This is a genomic window from Vibrio sp. A37 (assembly GCF_059777565.1).
Map to the genome: position 1 here is coordinate 17205 of NZ_JBLNLI010000003.1, position 20322 is coordinate 37526.

Annotated in this window: 19 protein-coding genes; 10 read left to right on the forward strand and 9 right to left on the reverse strand. The window is 40.6% G+C overall.

Going from position 1 to position 20322, the window contains the following annotated elements:
* The first annotated feature begins 179 nt into the window (after positions 1-179).
* From ACM2FC_RS06110 to mtnA, 3 genes are all read left to right on the forward strand, one after another.
* Positions 180-1067, forward strand: coding sequence for an AraC family transcriptional regulator (locus ACM2FC_RS06110; protein ID WP_498479996.1), 888 nt, complete (start codon positions 180-182; stop codon positions 1065-1067).
* 263 nt (positions 1068-1330) lie between these two features.
* Positions 1331-2596, forward strand: a complete 1266-nt coding sequence (mtnK, locus tag ACM2FC_RS06115; RefSeq protein WP_498479997.1) for an S-methyl-5-thioribose kinase — start codon at positions 1331-1333, stop codon at positions 2594-2596.
* Between the two features lie 18 nt (positions 2597-2614).
* A complete protein-coding gene (gene mtnA / locus ACM2FC_RS06120) occupies positions 2615-3718 on the forward strand; it encodes an S-methyl-5-thioribose-1-phosphate isomerase (RefSeq protein WP_498479998.1) in 1104 nt (367 codons plus the stop codon).
* Between the two features lie 63 nt (positions 3719-3781).
* On the opposite strand, the gene ACM2FC_RS06125 is transcribed toward mtnA, so the two are convergent.
* Both ACM2FC_RS06125 and ACM2FC_RS06130 read right to left on the reverse strand, forming a co-directional pair.
* Positions 3782-4405 carry a hypothetical protein gene (locus ACM2FC_RS06125; protein WP_498479999.1) on the reverse strand — a complete coding sequence of 208 codons (624 nt, stop codon included), beginning with the start codon at positions 4403-4405 and terminating at the stop codon, positions 3782-3784.
* Between the two features lie 126 nt (positions 4406-4531).
* Positions 4532-5440, reverse strand: a complete 909-nt coding sequence (locus ACM2FC_RS06130) for a LysR family transcriptional regulator (protein WP_498480000.1) — start codon at positions 5438-5440, stop codon at positions 4532-4534.
* A 113-nt stretch (positions 5441-5553) separates the two neighbouring features.
* Between ACM2FC_RS06130 and ACM2FC_RS06135 the strand changes: the two genes are divergently transcribed.
* Together ACM2FC_RS06135 and ACM2FC_RS06140 are read left to right on the forward strand one after the other, a co-directional pair.
* Positions 5554-6774: a multidrug effflux MFS transporter gene (locus tag ACM2FC_RS06135; RefSeq protein ID WP_498480001.1), complete on the forward strand. Its 1221-nt coding sequence runs from the start codon at positions 5554-5556 to the stop codon at positions 6772-6774.
* A 124-nt stretch (positions 6775-6898) separates the two neighbouring features.
* Positions 6899-7699, forward strand: a complete 801-nt coding sequence (locus ACM2FC_RS06140) for a ParA family protein (protein ID WP_498480002.1) — start codon at positions 6899-6901, stop codon at positions 7697-7699.
* Positions 7700-7777: 78 nt separating this feature from the next.
* Here the strand turns inward: ACM2FC_RS06140 and ACM2FC_RS06145 are convergent, their stop codons facing one another.
* From ACM2FC_RS06145 to ACM2FC_RS06160, 4 genes are all read right to left on the reverse strand, one after another.
* The gene (locus ACM2FC_RS06145) at positions 7778-8338 is read right to left on the reverse strand and encodes a hypothetical protein (protein WP_498480003.1); all 561 of its coding nucleotides are present in this window, start codon (positions 8336-8338) and stop codon (positions 7778-7780) included.
* Positions 8339-8663: 325 nt separating this feature from the next.
* The gene (locus tag ACM2FC_RS06150; protein WP_498480004.1) at positions 8664-10382 is read right to left on the reverse strand and encodes a sensor histidine kinase; all 1719 of its coding nucleotides are present in this window, start codon (positions 10380-10382) and stop codon (positions 8664-8666) included.
* Positions 10383-11009, reverse strand: a complete 627-nt coding sequence (locus tag ACM2FC_RS06155) for a histidine phosphatase family protein (protein ID WP_498480005.1) — start codon at positions 11007-11009, stop codon at positions 10383-10385.
* Positions 11010-11192: 183 nt separating this feature from the next.
* Positions 11193-12950, reverse strand: a complete 1758-nt coding sequence (locus tag ACM2FC_RS06160) for a bifunctional lysophospholipid acyltransferase family protein/GNAT family N-acetyltransferase (protein ID WP_498480006.1) — start codon at positions 12948-12950, stop codon at positions 11193-11195.
* Between the two features lie 248 nt (positions 12951-13198).
* Here ACM2FC_RS06160 and ACM2FC_RS06165 point away from each other — a divergent pair, with 248 nt between their 5' ends.
* A complete protein-coding gene (locus tag ACM2FC_RS06165; protein WP_498480007.1) occupies positions 13199-13930 on the forward strand; it encodes an SDR family NAD(P)-dependent oxidoreductase in 732 nt (243 codons plus the stop codon).
* A 60-nt stretch (positions 13931-13990) separates the two neighbouring features.
* On the opposite strand, the gene ACM2FC_RS06170 is transcribed toward ACM2FC_RS06165, so the two are convergent.
* Complete coding sequence (locus ACM2FC_RS06170) at positions 13991-14398, reverse strand: GFA family protein (RefSeq protein ID WP_498480008.1); 408 nt, start codon at positions 14396-14398, stop codon at positions 13991-13993.
* Between the two features lie 254 nt (positions 14399-14652).
* Between ACM2FC_RS06170 and ACM2FC_RS06175 the strand changes: the two genes are divergently transcribed.
* The 3 genes from ACM2FC_RS06175 (at position 14653) to ACM2FC_RS06185 (ending at position 17585) form a co-directional block, all read left to right on the forward strand.
* A complete protein-coding gene (locus ACM2FC_RS06175) occupies positions 14653-15993 on the forward strand; it encodes a glutamine synthetase family protein (RefSeq protein WP_498480009.1) in 1341 nt (446 codons plus the stop codon).
* A gap of 100 nt (positions 15994-16093) precedes the next feature.
* Positions 16094-16918 (forward strand): 3-deoxy-manno-octulosonate cytidylyltransferase, encoded by an 825-nt coding sequence (locus ACM2FC_RS06180; protein WP_498480010.1) that lies wholly within the window; start codon positions 16094-16096, stop codon positions 16916-16918.
* Positions 16919-16943: 25 nt separating this feature from the next.
* On the forward strand, positions 16944-17585 hold the full coding sequence (locus tag ACM2FC_RS06185) for a histidine phosphatase family protein (protein WP_498480011.1): 642 nt from the start codon (positions 16944-16946) through the stop codon (positions 17583-17585).
* A 55-nt stretch (positions 17586-17640) separates the two neighbouring features.
* Here the strand turns inward: ACM2FC_RS06185 and ACM2FC_RS06190 are convergent, their stop codons facing one another.
* Complete coding sequence (locus ACM2FC_RS06190; RefSeq protein ID WP_498480012.1) at positions 17641-17895, reverse strand: hypothetical protein; 255 nt, start codon at positions 17893-17895, stop codon at positions 17641-17643.
* A 119-nt stretch (positions 17896-18014) separates the two neighbouring features.
* Positions 18015-18635 carry a YitT family protein gene (locus ACM2FC_RS06195; protein WP_498480013.1) on the reverse strand — a complete coding sequence of 207 codons (621 nt, stop codon included), beginning with the start codon at positions 18633-18635 and terminating at the stop codon, positions 18015-18017.
* Between the two features lie 348 nt (positions 18636-18983).
* Between ACM2FC_RS06195 and glyA the strand changes: the two genes are divergently transcribed.
* Positions 18984-20234: a serine hydroxymethyltransferase gene (glyA, locus tag ACM2FC_RS06200; RefSeq protein WP_498480014.1), complete on the forward strand. Its 1251-nt coding sequence runs from the start codon at positions 18984-18986 to the stop codon at positions 20232-20234.
* Positions 20235-20322: the final 88 nt, after the last annotated feature.

Below are 20322 nucleotides of genomic sequence, written 5' to 3' on the forward strand. Positions count from 1 at the left end.
TGAACCTACGGTCAAATAGCGCTGTAGAGCGAATGGTAGCGATTGAGGTGAGAAAGAGCTTTGCAAAAATTAGCCAATAATTTCTAAATATTAGCTTTGCTCGATAATGTGAATAAGATCAACTTTAAACCACTGAGGTCATAAACCATAGCCCCATGGAAGAGGGAAACTAAGCCTTCATGGTTTTGCTGGTTAAATGTGAAAATAACGATATGAAAGCGCAAGCCGAAGCCATAAAACACGTCGATCGATCAATTGTTGCCTATTCGTTTGAATCGAACGAATTTGAACACCCTTACCACTTTCATCATGAAGCGGAGATCGTGTTCATCATTGACGGGAGAGGAGAAGTGCTGATTGGAAACTCTTCGGCAAGTTATTCCTCAGGAGATATATTTATTATTGGGCCAAATATTCCCCATAGGTTTCGCGCGTATAATGATAATCACTACTTAAGCACTTACGTGCTGCAATTTAGTCATGATTGTTTTGGGGAGCTATTTTTTGATGCTCCTGAGCTGTTGAGGATCAACCGCTTGATACATCGGTCAAAAATGGGGTTAATTCTACGCTCAGCTCCCAGCCAGCTATTTAACATTGCTGCAAAGCTGATGCAGTCAACCGGTATTGATTCAATTATTACGTTTTTAAAAATATTGTCTGAGATCGATAATAATACCTCCATAGAGGAGTTAACCAACACATTGGATCAAAGTCAGGAAATAAAAATAGAAACAAAAATATCGGCCGCTATCGATTGGATTAAGGAAAATTTTTATCGAAGAGTATCGCTGCAAGAAGTCGCGAATAAAACTAGCATGAATAAGAACGCATTTTGCCGCGCCTTCAAAAATGAAACAGGCAAAACTCCAATGCACTACATTAATGAGATTCGAGTCGATAAAGCTTCCACATTGCTAATAAATACAGGCAAGTCTATTACTGAAATCAGCTTTGAAGTTGGCTATTCTAATGTGTCGAGTTTCAATCGTAACTTCAAAGCAATCAAGAATGTCTCTCCCAAAGCATTTCGAGAAATGACGAATAAGTTTGTTTTATTGGATTAATAGTACTATCTATTGTTGTGTTTTTATAATATTTAGAATAAAAATAATTTAGCTTGTAAAGGCATTAAACCTTCTAATATATTCCATAATTATTAATTTTATTTTATAAGGAGTTGTGTGAATGATTTTAAAAAAATAAGTCTCATATATCAACTTTGTTAAAAGGGAATGGCTTCTGCTTTACACTCTCTTTTATTCAGTTAGTCTTACCTTAAATTTTATTCTTTCATCAGTGGCTATTGAAAATAAAAAAGGTGATCTGGATGCAGAAAACAGCTCATATTAATTATTTACCTAAGACTAATGAAACATTGCCTCAATATATATATGAAAAGCTTCCAGCTAATATTCGGCTAGGAGGTCATCCGAAAGAGTGGTCTGTTAGTGAAGTGGGAGATGGCAATCTTAACCTCGTTTTTATTGTCCAGGGGACGGAGAAAACCATTGTTGTTAAACAGGCTTTACCTTATGTCAGAGCGGCAGGAGAAAGCTGGAAGCTTTCAACTAAAAGAGCCTTCTTCGAATTCCACATTCTTTCCCTTGAAGCTCGTTTCGCCGGACAGGAGTTAGTGCCAGAGGTTTACTTTTATGATGAAGAGCAAGCCCTATGTGCGATGGAATACCTTAGTCCACATGTCATTTTACGCAAAGAGTTAATGGCAGGAAAAATATTCTCTAACCTTGCCCAAGATATTGGGACCTTTCTAGCTAAAACCCTATTTCATACTTCAGATTTGGGGATGGATGCTGAAGAGAAAAAAGCGCTAGTTTCAAAGTTTGTGGTCAATGACGAACTGTGCAAAATCACCGAAGACTTGATTTTTACAGAGCCTTATTACGATGCAGAACTTAACGATTGGACTTCTCCTCAGCTAGATGACGATATAAAAAATATCTGGCAAGACGAAGAAATGATTCAAGTTGCGATGCGTTATAAATTCAAGTTTATGACTGAAGCTCAAGCACTGCTTCATGGGGACTTACATTCTGGTTCTATTATGGTGACAGAAAATAGCACTAAAGTAATTGACCCAGAATTTGGCTTTATGGGGCCGATAGCGTTTGATATTGGCAATTATGTAGGGAATTTATTTCTCGCGTACTTCTCAAGGCCGGGTTGGCAAAAAAATGAAAATGACTGTCAGCACAATCAAAACTGGCTTTTGCAGCAGATCCATACCACGTGGCAAGTGTTTGAAGAGCAGTTTACTCAGCTTTGGAAGAATAAAGAACAAGGTGAAGCGTTTCCTATAGCAATCTATCAAAATGGGTTAGGTCAATCTGCCTTAGCGGGGGCACAAAGAATGTTCTTTGAAACTTTGTTTGAAGATACGCTCGTTAATGCTGGTTTGGAAATTAATCGACGTATCATTGGTTTTGCTGGTGTAGCCGACTTTAAAGAAATCTCAGATGCGGATTTGAGAGCGAGTTGTGAGAGGCGTGCTCTCAAGCTTGCTCGTGAGTTGATTGTTAATGCGAAAAACTACCAAGATTTTCACTCTGTTGGGCAGTACGCGCAAAGTTGTTAGTTATATTTAGAGGCAAAAATGCAAATTAATGGAAAACACTATCGCACAGTATGGCTTGCCGAGAACGGCACTACGGTAGAAATTCTCGATCAGACCAAACTGCCTTATGAGCTGGAAATTGTTCAACTTAACTCGATGCAGCTTGCGGCGACTGCAATAAAAGAGATGTGGATTCGCGGTGCACCTTTGATAGGTGCTGTAGCCGCCTATGGCATCGCACTAGGAATGAAGGAAGACTCAAGTGATGAACATTTGTCTTACTGCTATGACGAGCTAATCAAAACTCGCCCGACTGCTATCAATCTAAAATGGGCATTGGATAAAGTAGTAGCGAAATTAAATGAACTACCGCCAGAGCAAAGACAAGACGTTGCGTATAAATTGGCTCAAGAAATAGCCGATGAAGACGTCAGTTTGTGTGAAAGGATCGGTGAGCATGGCCTCGAATTGATAAAAGATATTGCCAGCAAAAAGCCAGAAGGCTCAGTGGTCAATATACTCACGCACTGTAATGCCGGTTGGCTTGCGACAGTTGATTGGGGAACGGCAATTTCTCCGATTTATAAAGCTCATGAAGCCGGTATAAAAGTGCATGTATGGGTTGATGAAACCAGACCACGTAATCAAGGGCTGTTGACCGCGTTTGAGTTAGGTTCTCATGGTGTGCCGCATACTCTGATAGCGGACAACGCAGGCGGACATTTAATGCAGCATGGTGAAGTGGATTTATGCATTGTTGGCACTGATCGAACGACTGCTCAAGGTGATGTGTGCAATAAAATTGGTACATACTTAAAAGCGCTTGCAGCCTATGACAATAATGTGCCGTTTTATGTTGCACTACCTTCACCAACAATCGATTGGACTATCCATGATGGGCTAAAAGAAATTCCGATTGAGCAAAGGTCAGGGCAGGAGCAATCTCATGTCTATGGGCGTGATGAGCAAGGTAGAAGAAGTGTTGTGAATACTGCACCAGAAGGCACTGAATGTGGCAATTATGCCTTTGATGTGACGCCTGCGAAATATGTCACAGGATTAATTACGGAGCGAGGTATGTGCGCAGCGAATTATGATGCGCTTGCTACTATGTTTGCTGATTTGAGAGGCATTGACGAATAATCAGTTGAGTATAGGGAGCAATCATGCTCCCTCATACCTACTGAAACCAAACTCTTAGATGTATTACATAAGAACAACACCACTTACGTTAACCACTTTAGTTTTGACACTTTGGATTATATTATTTTTATCTTCTAGCTGAGCGTCACTTGCACATTTATTAAATTTTCTATTTCTGTATGAAAAGTCGTTCATTTCTTGAACAATTTTCTTTTTTTCTAAATTAAGATTGGATTTTTTAATAGATAACATTATGTCTTCAGATTGTGTATTCTTCATTTGGAGACATTGTTGATTGATATACAATTCGTTTTGACATGTTTCAAACTTATCTTTTAGTACCGAAGCTCTCTCTCTTAGCGCCGATAGCTCCCTGTCACAAAACTTCTGCCGTTCTTTCATCGCATCTGTAGAGTGATACATCAATTTCCATGCGCTGTAGCCATAATCTATTTTCTTTCCCGGATAACATTGTGCATACTCAATCGCATACACTTTGTTAGTTGGGCCAATATTGGTGCTAAAGTAGTTCCCAGCAATCAATGATGTTTTGTTACCCATAATCGCTTCTACCTTGGAGGCAGCATAAACCTTAATTTCGTTGGGTGTGCTCATTTCAATACCTGGGTGGGTAAAGTTGTCAGCGAACTCTTCAGGGGAGAGTTTTAGATTCCCTTTCTTAGGCATGAGTCAATCTCCATATAATAGCCTAGCGTACCGTATTTCCTAAGGGCCCGATTATACGAATGAAACTCCAGTTTCTATGACAAAATGATTAAAGTTTTATTATTGGATCTCAACTTAAGGTTACTGTCATTGTTTCACTCCGACTTCTTGCAAGCGCTCAACCAACACACGGACTTTCGGTAACATAAAGTGGCTTGCTTGATAAATCGCATAGGCCGCTTCTGGCTGTAGATACCAGTCATCTACAATTGTGACTAGCTGCCCTTTGTCAATCGCATTTCTCGCTATAAATCTAGGTAGGTAAGCGATGCCGACACCGGCAATTGCTGCTTCCATTAAGGCGTTGCTAGTGTTGCAGCGAAACTTACTCTTTATTTTGATTTCGACAGGATCTTTGCTTTTGTGTTTTAGTATTAAGCTATGGTGAATTGGATGCCTTTGACGGAAAGTTAAACAGTCGTATTGCTCAAGTTGTTTGGGGTTGGTTGGCTCAGAGTATTTTTTGATGAAATCTGGTGAAGCACAAAATACCCAGTCAATATCCATCAATTTTCTTGCCACGAAAGATTCGGGAGGGGTGTTTGTCACTATAATCGTGACATCAAAGTTTACGGCTATTAGCCTCGCATCTTTGTCAGAAAGCTCTAAGTCGATTTGCAGTTTTGGATAATCAGGAAGTAGTTGGTTGATCAGCGGGACCACCTTGTAGTGAGCGAAAGAGATAGGTGATAGTACTTTCACTAACCCAGTTGGCTCTGATTGCTGCTTCTCTATCATAGAATTGGCATTGGCAACTTCATTTAAAACTCGTTCGCAGTGCCGATAATATTCTAATCCCACGTCAGTGATTTGCACTTGTCTCGTTGTTCGGTGAAGTAACTTCACATCAAGATGCTGTTCTAGCCAATAAATATCTTTGCTCACCGAAGACTTTGAAACGCGCAGTTTTTGTGCCGCTAGGGTGAAGCTCAATGTTTCGACTACCGCAGCAAATACAGCCATGGCTTTAAGGTTATTTTGGATATTAATATTCATAGTCTTTGATTATTGTTTCCATATGGAAACAGTGTTTTTAATGTGTATTCTTTGTTTACATTTTTATCGTTAGGTTAAGATAAAGCAAACTTATTTGTAATTGAGATGTTGTAATGGGGTTTGCTAAGTTTCCAGATAAAATGACTTTAGTTTGTTTGATTATTGGGCCAATGGTGGCGCTTATAACTTTGTCCTTAGATATCTACGCGCCTTCATTACCAGCTATGGCGAAATCTTTATCAAGTACAACAGTACAAGCTCAGCTAACCATGACGGCGTACACGCTTGCTATGGGTTTTGGCCAACTTATTAGTGGCCCGCTTTCAGACAGATTAGGACGAAGAAAAACGGCCATATTCGCGATGCTAATTTATACTTTAGCGTCTATATTTTGTAGTTTGGTTAATGGTGTTTCGGTATTAATTGCGGCTCGTATATTACAGGGGCTTGCAGCCTCCGCAGCAGTGGTGACTGCATTTGCTGTTATCCGAGATAAATATGAAGGGCTTCAAGCTGCGAAGGGGTTTGGCATACTTTCAAGTGCATCGACACTTGGAACCATTATCGGCCCGATTGTTGGTGGTTTATTGCAACAGCATTTTGCTAGTTTTAGAGCTGCTTTTGTTGCTTTATCACTTTTTGGAGCGGTGTCGTTGGTTATCGTGGTGTTATTCGTTGAAGATACGTCAAGTGCTAGCGCACCTAGCCAGTCTTCTCAGGTTTTTCGCAATTATCGAGACATTCTGCTAGATGGTCATTTGATGAGTTACAGTTTGTTCAGTATTGCTAGCGTTTTACTATTTTTTACCCTAAGTAGTATTTCCCCATTTATATTGATTGAGCAATATCATATTAGCCAGACCATGTACGGCTTCGCTTTTTCAACCTGTGCTCTGATGTTTACCATTGGGGCACTGTGCGCCAACAAATATGTTGAACGTCTGGGAATCAATCGCTCTATTTTAGTTGGCGCTAGTCTAATGTTGATAGGTGCAATGTCTATGCTATTGGCCAACGTATTTATCGCTAAAAATGCCGTAACCTTCATTGTCCCTTCTTGGTTTTTATTTTGGGGAGTCGCATTTTGTTTCGGCCCTTCAATCTCTGCTGCAATGCAAAATTACAAAAACATTGCTGGATCTGCGAGTGCTGCGTTAGCCTGCATTCGATATGGAGCAGGGAGCATTCTTGGCACGGCTTTTCTATATTTGTATCACCCTTCGTCTATTCACCTAAGTTGGTTTTTCCTTGTGGTGTCCGCCGGTTTAGTCGCCGTCGCATGGTCTAAAAGTTATGCCAGTTCACGAAGAGTTGTGCAAAAGTCACATGGTTGAACAAAGAGATGCTTTAACATGAGTTTTGTGCGCTAAGCTATACCAGAATGGAGAAACGAACTGAGTTTCGGTTGTGTATGTTATACAATGCGTGACATATAAAAAGTTCTAGGAGGCAAGGTAAATGCGCACAATTATTTTTAACCAAAAGGGTGGAGTAGGGAAGTCGAGTATTACTGTAAATCTAGCGGCAGTCAGTGCCAGTATGGGCTTAAAGACTCTAGTTATAGATTTGGATGTGCAAGGAAATAGCAGTCATTACCTTGGATATGATATCCAGCAAAAAAGTGATAAGACAATTGCGGATTTATTCGATCAAACCTCTTCTTGGTTCTCTTTCTCTACCCCAATTAAGGATTTTCCACATAAAACTGCGCATGAAAATTTGGATGTTATTCCGTCCAGCCCAAGACTTGCCACAATGGAAAATGATTTAGAGCGTCGATACAAAATATACAAACTTAGAGAGGCGTTAGATGAACTTCAGCCGAACTATGATTGTATATTTATTGACTCTCCACCAAACCTTAACTTTTATAGCAAGGCCGGGCTCATTGCAGCGCAACGTTTACTGATTCCATTTGATTGTGACAGCTTTTCTCAACAAGCTTTAATGACGCTGTTGGACAACCTAGCTGAGCTACGCGATGACCACAACCGTGATCTAGAGCTAGAAGGTATCGTTGTGAATATGTACAACTCTCAAGCTCGCTTTCCTCAACAAATTATTGAGACGGTGAAAGCCTTGGGTCTACCTGTACTGGAGCCATATTTGCCACAGTCAGTGAAGATGAAAGAGTCGCATTTTGAACAATCACCAATGATATACAGCCATCCTAAGCACAAACTGACGCAAAGTTTTATCAATCTATTTTCTCAGTTAGAAGTGGCAAAGTCAGCGGATAAAGTGAAAGCTGCAAGCTAGTAAGAGTAAGTATTTAGACATCCTTGTCGGGAACGTCAATTTGAGCAGTGTTTAGTTATCTTCGCTGCTCATTTTCTTTTAAAAGACAATAAGCTTAGAGTTATTAAATGCTACGTCAGATGACCTGATAGTGGATTTATTCTTGCTTAACATTGCATCAACACTATGACTGCGCACTTTATGGTTTTCGGTTAATACATCCGAGTCTTGCTGATAGATTTGAGCAGAGTCGCAGCGTATTTTTTCATTTGAGCTACTGACTTCAGCTAATGACACTCTATTTCTATTTGAGTTGACAAGTAAATTGTGGAAGTAAAGAGCATTTTTGGCTGTTTGAATGTCTTCAGCATTGGCGGCAATATTACTATTTACCACCGCCATTTTTCTCGTTGCCGTGGTTAATGTAATGCCTTCTATAGCCGTTTTAGAATATGCCCAGCCAATGTGTTTTGCCGTGGCGACCCAAGTCAAAGCTGGGCAAACTTGTCCATACTCTCCCAAAAATAATCGATTTACGCCACCTCCATATAGGTTGGCGGTATGACCAAGGTTAAACGTATTGGTCTCACCGTTTGTGACTGAGTTTTGGTTGCCCCAGTTGTTAGTAAAGTCTGAAGCTTTCATGGTAATTGAGCTCATAGCATCCCCTTTTAGTAATAAAGGCTAACTGCTACCAATGGCTTGGCTACAAACTCCATGATTATTTATAAGTTTAACGTGAAATGTATTCCCTAATTATTTGTATGCCACAGTCAAATATGAGTTGGCTTAAATATGCAGCTTTAGAGTTTTGAGTAATGGCGATAAATTTAAGGCTCAACTGAGTAGCTAAGATTTCAATTAGTTAAGTTAGTCAACTATTGCTCTGAAGTGAAGTTACTTATTCTTACAACTGAATCAAATTTAATTAACCAATAGCTTCTGCGTATCTTGTTTGGTTAGCTATTGAAATATAAGTAAACTACTAGAGAGTTAATTGTTGAGGGAATATCAAGGTAAACTGAGTGCCTTCACCCAACTGACTAGAGCAGCTGATCTTGCCTTGCAGAGTTTTAGTGGCTAAATCGTGAACGATATGCATACCTAAACCGCTGCCGCCATTTCCATGCCTAGTAGTAAAAAATGGTTCAAATACTTTTTCTTGATGCTCTTGAGACATTCCTACTCCATTGTCCCGATATTTAATTTCTATCTCATCATTTATTTTATGAATAGTGATATCGATAGTTCCTGATTCTATCCCTTCAAATCCGTGTATGATCGAATTCATAATCAAGTTCGTTAGTATTTGAGATAGTGCTCCAGGTATGGTGTTCGCTTTGATTGTCGTTGCGCAGTGAATATTAATGATATGACTGGTTTTTTTTAGCTGAGGTCTCAGGCTAAGCAAAATGTCTTCAATATAGCTTTTAATTTCAAAGTGTCGCTGCTTTTCACTCGTTTGATCGACAGCAACGCCTTTAAAGCTTTTGATTAAATCTGAAGCGCGAGTAATGTTTGAGAGAATGATATCTGAAATTTCGATTGCTTCATCAGCAAAATTAGAGAATTCGGACTGACTAATTACGGAGTTGTCGTTGAGGGATATTGCTCGTTGAGTTTCTTCTATAAGGTGAGAGGCTGCGGTGAGAGAGATGCCAATAGGGGTATTTATTTCATGGGAAATTCCCGAAACTAAAGAGCCCAGTGCTGCAAATTTTTGCGACTCGATTAAGCTTGATTCTGCTTCTTTGAGCTTATCATACGAAGCTTTTACTTCTTTAGTGCGTTCTAAAATGATGTTTTCCAAATTTTGTTTGTGCTCAGTGAGCTCTTCGTTCAGGGATTTAAGCTTTGTTTTTTGTTCTCGTTGCTCAATGAGCACTTGTTGAAAAGTGCGGACGGCATCAATCAAATCCTGTAAGTAGGGTGCATGATTGTCCGGGAGCGTAATGTTTTCATTTCCGCGCGATAATTTGATGATAGAGTTATTAATTTTTACTAAGTCTTGGGTCATTTTTTTTGAGAAATACAGCGCAGACAAAATCATAATCACGATGGTAGTGATGGCAATACCAGAAGCGATTTCTTTGTCAATATGAGAGTGAGCGATTGTGCTGTACTGTTGTTTCAGGTTTTGCCAGCTCTGGCGCATAAGAGCTTGGGAGGTACTGATCATGTTATACATAGACAAATCAGCGTTTTTTAGTTCCTTCTCCGCGAGTTTTGCATTGACGCTTGAAAGTTCTATAGCACCAAATGCAGCAATTTTGTACTGGATAAAGTCATTGTATATTTCTTTATATATTGATTGATTTTCACTGAGTAACTCTTCATTCCTTACCAAGGATTGTTCAACTCTCTCTTCAATGATTAAAATTTCCCGAATAATTTCTCTTCCAACGACATACACTTTTTCTTCATCGGGTTTAGCCGCTGTGGAGAGTAGTAGTGAAGATAGCTCACTATGTATTTTGGTAAGAGAAATGATCAGCTCGGAAAATTCGGCCACTTCAGGCAATTGTTGATGTTCTAACTTAGCAAAAACTTCAGAATGCTGGGAAATGATATTATTGGTGGTGATATAAAAAATAATTGTAAGAAAAACGCCCAAAATCGGTGAAACTAGAAATCGAGCACGTATAGACATAGCCCCAGAATTTATCTTGTTAACTTGTCTTCTCTCTTTGTTTTGATTGAACATTTATTGTTGCCACTCCGAAGGTAGAATCATCCCTTGGAACACGATTTTATTGTTGCTTTTCCTAAAAATGACGGCAACAGATTCTGGCTTAGGCCATATACCTAGGGCTTCTTTCAAGTTGGCTGTGTGTCCAACAAAAACCGTATTTTTGTTGTTGTTCGGAGTGTTAAGCATCATTTTGTATAGTTGATTGCCTAAGTATTTAGACTCTTGTTCACTTTTTGTGAGGGAAAAAGCAAGATCGGGCTCTATTTTGTATTCTCCAAATACTATTTCTGCAGTTTCTTTGCATCGGCAATATGGGCTGCTGTAAACCTCACCGATAGGTATTTTTAGAGCTTTTATCTGATCTGCAATACTTTTTAGCTGCAAATAGCCTTGTTTGGATAGATTCCGTTGAGTTTGGCAGTTATTAAAGTCAGGAGATATCGAGTCTTTTTGCGACTGATCCGTTGGTCCGTGACGCATGTAAATGATGTATCCACCAGATTGAAGGGAATAGATGAGATCTTGTACTGATAAGGTTTCAGAGAAAGCCTTTCCGGAAAGGGTTAATAGCAAAATAAGCAGTGAATAAAACGGGCAATAAATACCTTTTAGGGTTTTATTTTTATTAAGACATTCCATGTGTTACCTAGCTATACAATTTCGAGTGCTTTAATTTATTGAACGTTCAGTTTTTAAAACTACTAGCGCTAGAAAGCTGAGCTCAGGTTAATTATAGACGGATTAAATAAAATGGCAGGCTAGATGTTGGCTATGCCCAAGTATCTCATTACTTAAACAGATACTTGGGCTTGGGGACGAGGTTCAGTCACTGGTGTGGTGAGACAGGTATTCTTTCGCAAGCCCTGGCCCCATGTAGCGGCCCAATGTTCTTACTGGAACGCTCCTTAGGTCAACCATGATCAATCCATCTAGGGCGCTGTTGAAATCGGGGTCGACATTAAAGCAGACGAGTTTTCCATTCAGCGATAAATATTGTCTCAGTAGAACAGGAACCCCTTTACCATTGTCTATTCGTGCGATTACTTTTGATAAAAGCTGTAAATCTCCCAATGCAGTCAAGAGGCTTGTATTCCATATGGGTTGTTGTGACTTGAGTGGATTCGAGGCTTCTACATAGCTGGCACTATCAGTATCATAATGATGCAGCGTCATCGTATCTGCTAACAGCTGGCGGGCTTGTTCACTGTAATCATTGCTGATACTGACTGGACCAAATAGATGTGTATATTCTGGATTTTTGCAAATAAAACTCGCGATACCTTTCCAAAGTAAAAGAAGTGCATTCATACTTTTTTGATACGGGGCCGCTATGACAGATCTACCCAATTCGATTGCTTTACCCATTTTATTGAGAAAACGGTGATCGTAGTTAAAGAGCGTTCTAGAATACAAGCCATTCAAGTCGTGCTTTGCGATGATTTGATCGACCACACCTAAACGGTATGCACCGACTAACTGTTGATTATCTCTGTCCCAGACAAATAAATGGCGGTAGAGCTTATCAAAGTCATCTAAATCAAGAGACTCCCCGGTACCTTCGCCAACAGCTCGGAAATTAACTTCCCTCAGTCGACCTATTTCGTGAAGAATTGAAGGGATATGATCTGCTGTCGTACAATATACGTCGAATTCACCACTGCTTAGTAGGTGGTGTTCGTTCGGTAAGTTTTCTAGATCATCTAAAATACTTGATAGAGAAAGCGCAGGTGCAACTGGAAACTCGTTTCCATCTGGATTTTCTGCTGAGATGTCGCTTCCTTGTGCGCGATTAAGTAAATATGTATTAAGCCTTAAGTAGCTAACAATCTGCCCATCAGTCAGTTTATTGATTTCTTTGAATTTGATTGGTTCACCGATCGATACTTCAATTGATTGTCTATGTTTGTTCAAAAGCTCTCGACCCAACATTAACGTTCTTAGCATTGGGTGTACCTTTCCAGCCATATAAAATCGCTTTGAGTTGCTTCCACGTATAAATGCAGGAATGGTGGTCGCTTTGCTACCTCGAATAAAAGCGCTGACAGAGCGGCTCCACTCTTTATCTTCAAGGCGCTTGGTTTTCCGGTCAACCATCTGTGATACTTCGCCTGCTGGGAAAATAAGCAGTAATCCGTCTTGGGCTAAATGATTCTTTGCTGTGCGATAAGCTTTTAAGTTTGCTTTGTGGGCATTTTGACCATCAAAAACATCGACACCAATAAATAGCTCATCTAACTCTGGTATTGATTTGAGATAGTGATTAGCGAGCACTTTGACGTCGGGGCGAATCATTAGAAGTAGCTCTGCTAATATTACTCCTTCAACACACCCCAATGGGTGGTTTGCAACCACAACAGTCGGTCCATGAGCAGGTACTTGAGACAACAAACCATCGATAACTTCATATTGAATGTTCAGTGCTTCTAGCGTGTAACGAAGAAAGGCCTTTGTATCACATCCGATAGGACGTTGAGCGTAGAATTTATCCAGCCTACTTAAGCCTGTGGCCCATTCTGTGAAATTTTCACCGATTCCAAATGGGGTTTTTCGTGGTAAACGAAATGGGCTAGTCATATCCATAATAACCTCTGCTTGTTTATAGCATGGGCAATCCTAGCCAGCTTCTGTGACAGTACGAAATCTTATAAATGATGATGCAGTGAAATAATTATGAAGTTTCCATGACGAATGGAGAGGTGATGTATTTGTATGAGTTTAAATTGAAAACTTAAATCTCATTCGATAATAACGCTTTTCTAATTTGGTTAAATTACCCTATATCGTATCTGAAATAATTATAAAATTATGTGTATTTTAGGAAGTGCTCAATGACTAAAACAGCAGTAGTAACAGGTGCGTCAAGAGGAATAGGGAAAGCCGTTGCCGAATATCTAGCAAGTCAAAATTATAACTTAATACTAATTGCAAGAGATTGGGAAGCGCTTAGTCAATTTAAATATGAACTTCAGCAACGAAACTTAAATATCAATATCGATATTTATTCAATTGACTTATCCAACAGTCATGAAGCGATTGAAAAGCTAGCGGAAATATCAAATAGTATCGATAGAGTCGATGTTCTCTTTAACAACGCTGGTGTTGCTTGCACGGGAACCTTGGATCTTGAGTTTGAGCAGTTTTCTAAAATGATGGACTTGAATGTGAAAGGTGTGTTTATCGTCGCTCAGATTTTTGGTAAAAAAATGAAGCAGCAACAACATGGTTATATTTTCAATGTCGCCTCAATTGCTGGTAAACGCGCTTTACCATTTTTAGGGGGGTACTGCGCCTCGAAATACGCTGTGGTAGGGTTTAACTCTGCTCTCAGACAAGAGCTCTCACCATACAACGTTAAAGTGACAGCACTATGCCCTGGTGTTATTGATACCGTCATGACCAAGGATTTCAACATGAAAGGTGAAGATAAACTAGGGACTTGGGAAATTATCAATGCTGTTGAGTATCTATTGAAAGGTGGGGCAAATACTGTAGTGGAGACCCTGGACATTGAAACAAATGTTAGGCTTCAACCTCCCGTCGATAGGCTTGTCGAGCTATAACCTTATCTATAACTTTTCATTAGGTTTGTATAGAGCACCAGTATTATCGGTGCTCTATTTCTAGCTTGGAAACCCGTCTGATTTTGTTGCTTTGAGTCCTTCCAAGTGCCATTTTGTTTGCTCTAGACAATAAATTTGAGCATCAAGCTTTTTTGCGGGCTCTTCGTTTAGGCTTCCTGCAGGAACAAGTAGAAACTTGCCATTTTTGGTTACGGCGGGTAGACCAGAGCCGCAATGTTTACAAAATACTTTCACGAATGAACGCTCGGGATGAATAAAGCGATGAGTGTCTTCTTGTCCTTTAAGCCAAATGATATTTTCAGGTTGAGTGAATAGGTTCGATGCATGAGCTGAACCAGTCAGTTTTCGGCATTGTTCGCAGTGACAGAAGTAAAATCGACTAAAGTCGTCTTGTATTGTGAAGCTGACTTTTCCGCAACAGCAACCACCTGAAATTACATTCGCCATAATTCATTCCTTTTTTATTTGTTTTTGCTTGTAGTAACCATACTCCAATTTTGCGTTATGTTGCTATATGTCGATTTATAGAACAAGAGAGTTAACACGTCCCAATTGTTCATCGTTAAACAACAAAATAAAGAACCTAAATGAATGAAGTCGGTTGGTTTTGCTAAGTGGTTAAAAGTTATCGGGAAGCCAAATGGAGAATTTTTTATCGTGTGTTAATTTGGGAGTGTATTTTTACTCACGGGGGTGCCGCCATGTTCAACCAAATCCAAGAACGATTAACCCGCGCTGGGGTTCGATTTATTCGATTCCAATATTGTGACAATGCGAACGTTATTCGCTCAAAAGCGGTACCTATTGAGCGAATAGATTATTACGCAGAGAAAGGTGTCGGCTTAACCAAAGCGGCTCAAGCTCAACCTGCCATGTTCGATACGGTAGTGTCTAACAAAGCTGAACTTTCTCCTGCTGGTGAAGTTCGACTAATGCCAGAATGGTCTAGCCTAAACCTATTACCGTATGCACCCAAGCATGCTAGTGTCATGTGCTCTATGCAGCATTTAGATGAGAGCTGGGAACATTGTCCAAGAAGTTTCTTGCAAAAGATGGTTGAGCGAGCTGCGGAATTTGGCCTGGAACTAAAGACTGGGCAAGAGTTTGAGTTCGTACTTTTTGACGGTAGGACTGAGCAAACGAAGCTCGAAACGCCTATCGATAATTGCATTTATGCAGAGTCCAGTGCGCTTGATATTGCTGATGACGTAATCAATTTGATAGTTGAATACCTTGATGCACAAGGTCTCAGCGTAAACCTCGTGCATGCAGAGTCTGCACCTGGGCAGTTCGAAGTTTCACTGCAGCATAGCGATGTATTAGATTGTGCAGATAACAATATTTTATTTCGTCAAAGCGTAAAAGCAGCAGCTTTGAAGCTTGGGCTATCAGCAAGCTTTTTACCTAAGCCATATGAAGAAGCTGCGGGGAATGGTTGTCATTTGAATTTAAGTCTATGGCAACAAGGAAGAAATATTGTTTATGACGCCACTCAACCTTATCGCTTGAGTCAAGAAGCGCGGAGCTTTATGGCTGGAATTCTTCATCATTTGCCTGCTTTAATGGCGATAACTGCGCCAAGTATTAACTCATATAGGCGCTTTTTACCTCACTTCTGGAGTGGAGCGTATTGCAGTTGGGGAGAGCAAAATCGTGAAGCGGCATTAAGAGTTGCTGGAGATGACCAGCACCCCTCTCGCCTAGAGCTTAAAACCATAGATGCTTCAGCAAATCCATATTTAGCGATTGGGGCGGTGATTGCCGCTGGATTGGATGGCATTGAAGCTGGGCGAGAGCTTTCTGAGCCCTATAATAAAGACCCAGGCTTACTGACAAACGAGCAGCGTAAGAATCTGAATATCACTCGACTGCCAGTGACATTGCGCGAAGCTATGTCAGCGTTTCAAAGCAATTCAATGTTAAAAGCTGCTATGGGGGAAAATCAGCATAACGCATTTTATTCGATACGTAAGGCAGAGTGGGAGCATATGAATGCGCTGTCTTTCGAAGAAGAAGTTAAACTATTACTTAATCGATATTAAATCGCTCCAGTTATCTGGTCCTGCGTGCTGTGGTATACTTCTGCGCCTTAGTTATCAGCGCGACCATACTCGCTGACAGTCCGAACTCGGAATGAATCCAATGAAAAAAATATTAATTGTTATTCCTGCACGTTTTGGTAGTACTCGCCTACCAGGAAAGCCGCTGCTAAAAATCGCGGGTCGAGAAATGTTACTCCGAGTTGCGGACATTGCGCAGGATGTCTGCCGTTCAAATGAACACTGCCACTTTGTTGTTGCCACCGACAATGAGCAAATAGGGGAGTTGTGTAAGAAACACAATATCGACTTTCAGTACACGTCTGAGCAATGCAAGAGTGGCACAGAACGATGCTTTGATTTGATTCGTAAGCTCGATTACCAGCCAGATTTTATTATTAATTTGCAAGGTGATAACCCTCTTTGTCCGCCTTGGTTTATTCAGTCTTTGATCGACTCTTGGAATCAATCGGAAGTTGGAGAGGTCTTTACTCCATTTGTGCGCTTAACATGGTCAGAGCTGGACACTCTGCGTGAGGTCAAGAAAGTGACCCCATTCAGTGGGACAACAGTGCAAGTTGCGAAAAACATGTGTGCACTAAGCTTTAGCAAAAATATCGTGCCGGCGATTCGAAAAGAAGAGCAGTGGAAAACAGAAACTGAATTTTCCCCAGTGCTAAGACATATCGGCCTATATGGGTACACGTTTGACGCTTTGAAGGCTTATTTATCGATGGAAGAAAGCCATTACGAAAAATGTGAAGGCTTGGAACAAATGCGTTTTGTTGAAAATGCGATTCCAGTAAAAATGGTTGAAGTCACTTATCAAGGTCGGGATGGAATGAGCGGTGTCGATAGCCCAGAAGATATCGCACGCGCCGAGAAAATCATCGCTGACAATGGCGAGTTTGATATTAGTCGACTGTAAGTAAATTAACTGGATCGCTAGAATAATGACAACAAGATTAATCATTGCAAGACACGGTAATACCTTTCTTCCAACACAAACACCGACAAGAGTGGGCTCTAGAACGGATCTCGATCTCGTTGAGTCAGCAAGAAGTGAAGCGGTAGGCAGATACCTAATGCAACACAGCCTAATGCCTGATGTGGTGTTGTCGGGACCGTTGAAGCGTCACAAACAGACAGCTGAGCTCATTTGTACACAAATAGGGTTTGACGCATCACTGATTACTGAATCTCAACTTCTCAATGAAATTGATTATGGGCCTGATGAAAACAAACCTGAAGAAGAGGTAATGTTGCGTTTAGGTGAGGGAGATACCATTAAAGGTAAAGCTATTATCGACAACTGGAACCAAAATGCCATCGTCCCTGATGGTTGGTTGGTTGAGCCTTTAGAGCTTAAGCAGCAGTGGGCAGCTCTTGCTCAGCATATTACTGAGGAGTACTCGGATAAAACAGTACTACTTGTGAGTAGTAATGGGTTAATGCGCTTTAGCAATGTGTTGGATGAAGCATTTCAGTATGAGAGTTTAAAAGTGCCAACAGGAGGGATCTGTATATTTGAGCACAATGAAAATGACGGGAACCAATGGCGTTGTAGAGGTTGGGCAATTAAGCCTGCAAGATAACCTCTCTCTGTGAGCCGTATTGATATTTCGTTATATGGTTGGGGAGGCAAGTTCCTTAATCGGACACGTGTCCCCAATCTTTCAAAATAGTTCGTACTTCTTCAACTGGGATATATTTGGCGTCGATACAGTCATCATTTTCATCGCACAACGCTAAAAAGAATGGAGTGATACCTTTATCCCGTTTGGTAATCAGCCACTGATAAAGTGCCGATTTGCGGTCTATATCATCCGATGAGCCTAAGCATTTACCTTCACCTGACTCTTCTTTTTGAATAATTTTTAAAGTGAACTTTTTGTTTTTATTCATGTTAGCGTCCAGTGCTAATTTGTCTTTTCATTTTTATATTTACATAAAATATAGACAATTAGCAGTTTCATCCATCAAGTTAGTGAGGTTCATCTCAGTAAGTGTCAGGAGCTTAAGCTCTAATCACGGGTTGTGGATTTTTTAAAATATTGCACCTGGTAACGAGTCGGCTTGTGGTTCATCGCAAGTACCAAATTCAAAATAATGGCGCCGAACACAGATAGCACAATAAGCTTGGGTGAGGTAAAAAAGAAAGACGCAAATAGTATGCATATGTCAATCATCACCTGAACTTTTCCCACCGAGATACCCAGCTTATCTTGAATGTATAGACACAAAACATTGAAGCCCCCTAAGCTTGACTGGTGCCTGAACAGGATCAGCATTCCTAACCCCATTAGAAGTCCACCAGAAATTGCACAGTATATTGGATTGATGTCGCTCAGAGAGATGAACAGCGTTAGGTGATCGGAAATGATTGAGACCAAGCCTCCTGAAATGACACTATTAAAAGCAAAGCGAGAGCCAAATCGCTTCCAAGCTAAAAGATAAAAAGGACAGTTCAGCACAAAGTAGAGCTGGCCAAATTGAAGCCCTGACAGTTGGCTGAATAATAAGGCTAGACCTGCGGTACCACCAGTAAGTAAATGAGCAGACTGCAAAAAGAATACACCTTGTGCAACCAAAAAAGAGCCAGTTAAGATGGCTATCCAATCTTCGTGTTTCGAATGCTTTTCCATAACAACAAAATTTAAACTCAAAAAGTTCAACACGCCCTAAATTCAAGTGAGAAAAATTTCAACGCATATTAGAAAAAAGCTGACCATAGTGGTAGCGCAAGCAAAAAAATTAAGGTAAACCTATGTAATTCGTGTTTTACGGTGTGTAAAGCACAAATTTGACAGCGAACTCTACAAATAAAACTGAAATTTCCTCTTTATGGGGCACATCAAATTATGTAGAATGCGCGCCATAACCACGACGAAAACGTTTGCGTTGAGGCCAATTGACCTATTTTTGCTGTTTTTGGGTCTTAGTCATTGTGTGGTTTTTGTGATTTTAAGTACATTCTCAGTCAGGAGATACAAATGCTAAAGCGTGATATGAATATCGCGAGTTACGACGCGGAGCTATTTGCAGCTATCCAAGAAGAAACTCTTCGCCAAGAAGAGCATATTGAACTTATCGCTTCAGAAAACTACACAAGTCCACGTGTAATGGAAGCGCAAGGTTCTCAGCTTACTAACAAGTACGCTGAAGGCTATCCTGGAAAGCGCTACTACGGTGGTTGTGAGTATGTCGATAAGGCAGAAGCTTTAGCAATTGATCGTGCATGTAAACTATTTGAATGTGAGTATGCAAACGTTCAGCCTCACTCTGGTTCTCAAGCGAATAGTGCCGTATACATGGCTTTATTGAATCCAGGTGATACAGTGCTAGGTATGAGCTTAGCTCATGGTGGTCACCTGACTCACGGCTCCCCAGTAAACTTTTCTGGTAAGCACTATAACGTTATTCCTTATGGCATCGATGAGGAAGGACAAATCAATTACGACGAGATGGAACAGCTTGCTCTAGAGCATAAGCCAAAAATGATCATTGGTGGTTTCTCTGCATACTCTCAAGTTGTTGATTGGGCTCGCATGCGAGAGATCGCGGATAAAGTTAATGCTTATCTTTTCGTTGATATGGCGCACGTAGCGGGTCTTATTGCTGCTGGTGTTTACCCAACGCCAGTTCCACACGCGCACGTTGTAACAACGACGACTCACAAAACCCTAGCTGGTCCTCGTGGTGGTCTGATTCTTTCAAACGCTGGCGAAGATATGTACAAAAAGCTGAACTCAGCTGTTTTCCCTGGCGGTCAAGGTGGTCCTCTAATGCACGTTATCGCTGCAAAAGCGGTAGCATTCAAAGAAGCAATGGAGCCAGAATTTAAAGAGTATCAAGCTCGCGTTGTAGAAAACGCAAAAGCGATGGTTGCTCAGTTCCAAGATCGTGGTTACAAAATTGTTTCTAACTCTACTGAGAACCACTTGTTCCTTGTTGATCTGATCGACAAAGGCATCACTGGTAAAGAAGCGGATGCAGCTCTTGGTGCAGCAAACATCACTGTAAACAAAAACTCAGTACCAAACGACCCTCGTAGCCCATTTGTTACTTCTGGTATCCGTGTTGGTACGCCAGCGATCACTCGTCGTGGCTTCACTTTAGCGGATGCAAAAGAGTTAGCGAACTGGATGTGTGATGTTCTAGATAACGTTCAAGACGAGAAAGCTATCGAAGCAACGAAAGCGAAAGTGCTGGATATCTGTAAACGTCTACCCGTTTATGCTTAATCGTTAACGATTGTAGATTATTTAAAAAAGGCGAGCTTCGGCTCGCCTTTTCTCGTTTTTAATACTCAGTATCATTTCTAATTCTTAT